The organism is uncultured Brevundimonas sp., from assembly GCF_937870815.1.
In the GTDB taxonomy this organism is placed as follows: Bacteria; Pseudomonadota; Alphaproteobacteria; order Caulobacterales; family Caulobacteraceae; genus Brevundimonas.
The window spans coordinates 1-4,283 of the sequence record NZ_CALMZS010000044.1 but is presented as its reverse complement, the minus strand read 5'-3'; the positions used below and the strand labels follow the sequence as shown (position 1 = coordinate 4,283).

3 protein-coding genes, 1 tRNA gene and 1 pseudogene are annotated in these 4,283 nt (G+C 69.7%); 1 reads left to right on the top strand and 4 read right to left on the bottom strand.

The genetic code is table 11. The features are described 5' to 3' along the window. The 3 genes and pseudogenes from Q0588_RS03070 to Q0588_RS03060 form a co-directional block, all read right to left on the bottom strand. A pseudogene (locus Q0588_RS03070) lies at positions 1-241 on the bottom strand (hypothetical protein); the annotation flags it as partial. Then, a complete protein-coding gene (locus Q0588_RS03065) occupies positions 238-600 on the bottom strand; it encodes a cupin domain-containing protein (RefSeq protein ID WP_298743664.1) in 363 nt (120 codons plus the stop codon). The gene Q0588_RS03065 and the pseudogene Q0588_RS03070, both read right to left, overlap by 4 nt. Continuing rightward, positions 597-1,790 (bottom strand): isoaspartyl peptidase/L-asparaginase family protein, encoded by a 1,194-nt coding sequence (locus Q0588_RS03060; protein ID WP_298743662.1) that lies wholly within the window; start codon positions 1,788-1,790, stop codon positions 597-599. Before Q0588_RS03060 ends, Q0588_RS03065 begins: the two co-directional genes overlap by 4 nt. A 373-nt stretch (positions 1,791-2,163) precedes the next feature. Between Q0588_RS03060 and Q0588_RS03055 the strand changes: the two genes are divergently transcribed. Next, positions 2,164-4,104, top strand: coding sequence for an oligopeptide:H+ symporter (locus tag Q0588_RS03055; RefSeq protein WP_298743660.1), 1,941 nt, complete (start codon positions 2,164-2,166; stop codon positions 4,102-4,104). A 102-nt stretch (positions 4,105-4,206) separates the two neighbouring features. On the opposite strand, the gene Q0588_RS03050 is transcribed toward Q0588_RS03055, so the two are convergent. Then, a tRNA-Gly gene (locus Q0588_RS03050) sits at positions 4,207-4,281 on the bottom strand. Between the last annotated feature and the right edge of the window lie 2 nt (positions 4,282-4,283).

The window sequence follows — 4,283 nt, the reverse complement described above, 5'->3', positions numbered from 1 at the left end:
GGCGGCGGAAATAGCCGGCGGCGGCGCCGTCCAGCAGCAGGCCGCCGATGATCAGCGGCAGGGCGACGATGCGGCGGACCTGGGTCTCCAGGCCGAAGCCGAGGCCCAGCCAGCCGGCGACCTCGGGCCCGACCACGGCCGGATTGGCGAAGCGGAAGATCACCCAGCCGGCCAGCAGGAAGCCGATGTAGATCAGCGGCGGCGGGGCGATGACGCCGGGGGTGTCGCGGGGGGTGCTCATACGGTCTGGCCTTGCGGGGCGGTGAAGGCGGAGGCCGGGGCGTCGCCGGTGTTGATCACCTCCGACGGTTCGAAGATCAGCACCTCGGCCTCGTCGTCGGCGGCGGTGCGGTGTTCGACGCCGCGCGGCACGACGATGAACTGGCCCGGATCGAGGGTCTCGATGCGGTCGCGGAACTCGACCCGGAACCGGCCCTTCCAGACGAGGAACATTTCGTCGGCCTCGGCATGACTGTGCCAGGGGAAGACGCCCTGAACCTTGACCAGCCGTACATCCTGCCCGTTCAGCCGGGCGGCCACGCGGGGCCGCCAGTGGTCGGAGAAGGCCGCGAATTTGTCGGCCAGATCGAGGACGGTCATTCGTTCTCGTCCCCATCACCGGCGTACTGGGGGTCATCCGCATAGATCGCGACCCAAGCCGGTTCACTGGCCGAAACCGCGCCGCGATACATACCCGAGGTGTTCATGGCGAAGGCGGGCTCGCCGCCCAGGCCCATGACGACCACGCCGCCGTCGCCGCCCATGGAGCCGACGTCAGCAATCTCGGTCTCTGCGGCCGCCAGCTCGACTCGGCGAGACATAGCCAAGCACACGTTGTCGCCAGGAAGAAGGCCGGTTCCACAGACCGCTTCAAACTCCCGCTTTTCGGACTCATATCGCTGTTCCGGGGTGAGGGCCTGCCAGGCGCCGATCCGAGCGCATATGTCACGGGCCACGGTGGCCCGAATGAAATACTCGCCGGAGCCGGTGGCGGACACCGCGCAACCCTCGCGATTGGACGCATAGGTCCCCGCCCCGATTACCGGCACGTCGCCGACCCGGCCCCAGCGTTTGGCGGTCATGCCGCCGGTCGAGGTGCCCGCGGCGAGCCGGCCCTGGCTGTCCAGCGCCACGGCGCCGACCGTGCCGAATTTGCGCTCGTTCAGCGGCGGCGCCGGCAGGCTGTTCTCCGCCATCGGCCCCGGCGTTCCGGCGGGCCGTTCCGGGATCGGCAGGTTCTGCGCCCGCAAGGCCGTCTCCAGCCCCTGCCAGCGGCGTTCGGTGAAGAAGAAGGCGGGGTCGACCTGCTCCAGCCCGACCGAGGCGGCGAACGTATCGGCGCCCTGGCCGATCAGCATGACGTGGGGCGACTGCTCCATCACCGCGCGGGCGGCGGCGATGGGGTGGCGGGTGGTGGTCAGGCCGGCGACCGCGCCGGCGGTCAGGTCCGAGCCGTCCATGACGGCGGCGTCCAGCTCGTTGCGGCCGGCGGCGGTGAAGACCGCGCCGCGCCCGGCGTTGAACAGGGGATCGTCCTCCATGATCTGGATGGCGGCCTGGATCGCGTCGAGGGCGGAGCCGCCGCTGGCGAGGACGGTGGACCCGGCCTCCAGCGCCCGGTGCAGGGCGGCGCGGTAGGCGGCGTCCTGTTCGGGGGTCAGGCTGTCGCGCTCGATGACGCCGGCGCCGCCGTGAATGGCGAAGGACCAGCGGGCGGGCTCCTGGGCGGCGGCGGGCGCGGCGGCGGCCAGGGCGAGGGCGGCGGCCAGGGCGGGCCAGAACTGCTTCATTGGAAATTCCGTGCGTCGCGTTGAATTCGCACCATGTCAGAAGTGACCGGCGTTGTCGTGCCGCTGTCACGGCGAATCCGGGAGGATGCGCGGGGGTCGAACCGGACCCGCGTCACACGTCGGGGGGCGGGCGGACAGGGCGGGGTCGGCTCCGCCTGTCCCGGCCCCCCGTCGCGTCGGCCGGGCGCCGCCCGCTCACGCCCAATTTACCCTTAACCCTTGTCCGGTCTTGCGCGCCGTGCTGCTTATGCGCCTTCGCGCGCCAGGTCGGGCGCCGCAATATCGGGAGTGAGCCGTTGAGCAGAACGGATGGAGGGCGCGCCCTTGGCGCGGCGGCCGGGCTACGCGCCCGGCGAGCGGGGGGAGAAACCGCATGAACATCGTCATCATAGCCGGCCTGCTCGTCACCTTGCTGACGGGCGTGCCCGTGCTGATCCAGATACTGAAGAACCACCCGCGGGGGCTGATCATCCTGTTCTTCGCCGAGATGTGGGAGCGGTTCTCCTACTACGGGATGCGCGCCATCCTGATCTTCTTCCTGACCCAGAATTTCCTGTTCGACGACGCCACGGCGGGCGCCACCTACGGCTCCTACACCTCGCTGGTCTATCTGCTGCCGCTGGTCGGCGGCATCATGGCCGACCGCTACATCGGCACGCGCAAGGCCATCGCCTTCGGGGCCGTGCTGCTGGTGGCGGGCCATGGCATGATGGCCTTCGAGGGCCGGCCCGCGACCGAGACCCTGACCTATGCCGGAACCCAGTACGAGGTCGTCGGCGAGGGCCGCGGCGCCGCCCGCGAGGTCGGCATCATGGTCGACGGCCAGCGCTACGACTTCACGCCGGCCGAGGGCGGGGGCCTGGCGCTGACGGATCTGCCCGCCGACGCCAGCCTGCCGCAGGTCCTGGCCGAGGGCTCCTATGAGCTCGAGCAGACCCGGGACCAGAACGGCGTCAACATCTTCTACCTGGCCATCTCGCTGATCATCATGGGGGTCGGCTTCCTGAAGCCGAACATCTCGACCATCGTCGGGCAACTGTATCCGCAGGGCGATCCGCGCCGGGATTCCGGCTTCACCCTGTACTACTACGGCATCAACCTCGGGGCCTTCTGGGCCGCGGTGCTGTGCGGCCTTCTGGGCCAGACCGTGGGCTGGTGGGCCGGCTTCGGCCTGGCCGGCGTCGGCATGGCCCTGGGCCTCGTGGTCTTCGTTCTCGGCAAGCCGCTGCTGCAGGGCAACGGCGAACCGCCCAACCCCGAACTGATCAGGCGGCCGCTGGTCGGGCCGATCAACCGCGAGTGGCTGATCTACATCCTCGCCGTGCTCGGCGTCGGCGTCGTCTGGTTCATGGTCCAGCGCAACGCCCTGGTGGGCACGGTGCTGAGCATCTCGACGGCGCTGTCGCTGGCCCTGATCGCCTGGATCATCGCCTTCGTCTGCAAGACCTGGGCGCAGCGCCAGCGGATGATGCTGGCCGTGGTGCTGATCTTCGGCGCGGTGGTGTTCTTCACCCTGTTCGAACAGGCCGGCACCTCGCTGAACCTGTTCGCCGACCGCAACGTGGACCTGACCATAAGCCCGGTGGCGATGCAGTTCCTCGGCGTCACCATCGGCACCCCGGCCCAGCTGGCCGCGGCGGGGATCACCCCCTCGGGCTTCTGGGTCGACGCCACCATCACGGCGGCCCAGGTGCAGTCGTTCAACGCCGGCTTCATCCTGATCTTCGCGCCGATCTTCGCGGCGATGTGGGCCTGGCTGGCCAGCCGGAAGATGGACCCGAACCCGACCATGAAGTTCGGCCTCGGCCTCGTGCAGGTCGGCCTCGGCTTCCTGGTCGTAGTCTGGGCGGCCGGCTCGGGCATGGTCGACAGCGCCTTCCAGATGCCGCTGATCATCCTGGCCCTGCTCTACATGCTGCATACCACCGGCGAGCTGTTCCTGTCGCCCGTGGGCCTGTCGGAGATCACCAAATTGTCGCTGCCCTCCGTGGTCAGCTTCATGATGGCGGTGTGGTTCCTGGCCAGCTCCATCGCCCAGTTCGTCGGCGGCAAGATCGCCGGCCTGATGGGCACCGAGACCGTCGGCGGCCAGGTGCTGGACCCGCAAGGGGCCCTGGCCACCTCGCTCGACGGCTTCGGCAAGCTGGGCTGGTGGGGCGTCGGCATCGGCGTCGGCTTCATCCTGATCAGCTTCCTGATCAAGGGCTGGTCGCACGGCGCCAATGATCCCGACAATCATCCGGGACCGACGCTGACGGATCGCGGCCAGGAGGACGGCAACGTCGCCCGGCCCGGGGCCGGCGCCCCCGCCTGATCCGGCGGCCGGCTGAAACGGGAAGGGCGGAGCCTCGCGGCTCCGCCCTTTTCGCCTGGGCCGGGGCGTCCCGGATCGGGAGCGCCGCCGCAGGGCTGAAACTGGAGCGGCCGGCGGGAATCGAACCCGCGACATTCAGCTTGGGAAGCTGACGTTCTACCTCTGAACTACGGCCGCGC

Coding starts and splice junctions, on each gene's coding strand:
- Q0588_RS03065 (WP_298743664.1), bottom strand. CDS start 600: ATGACCGTCCTCGATCTGGCCGACAAATTCGCGGCCTTCTCCGACCAC.
- Q0588_RS03060 (WP_298743662.1), bottom strand. CDS start 1,790: ATGAAGCAGTTCTGGCCCGCCCTGGCCGCCGCCCTCGCCCTGGCCGCC.
- Q0588_RS03055 (WP_298743660.1), top strand. CDS start 2,164: ATGAACATCGTCATCATAGCCGGCCTGCTCGTCACCTTGCTGACGGGC.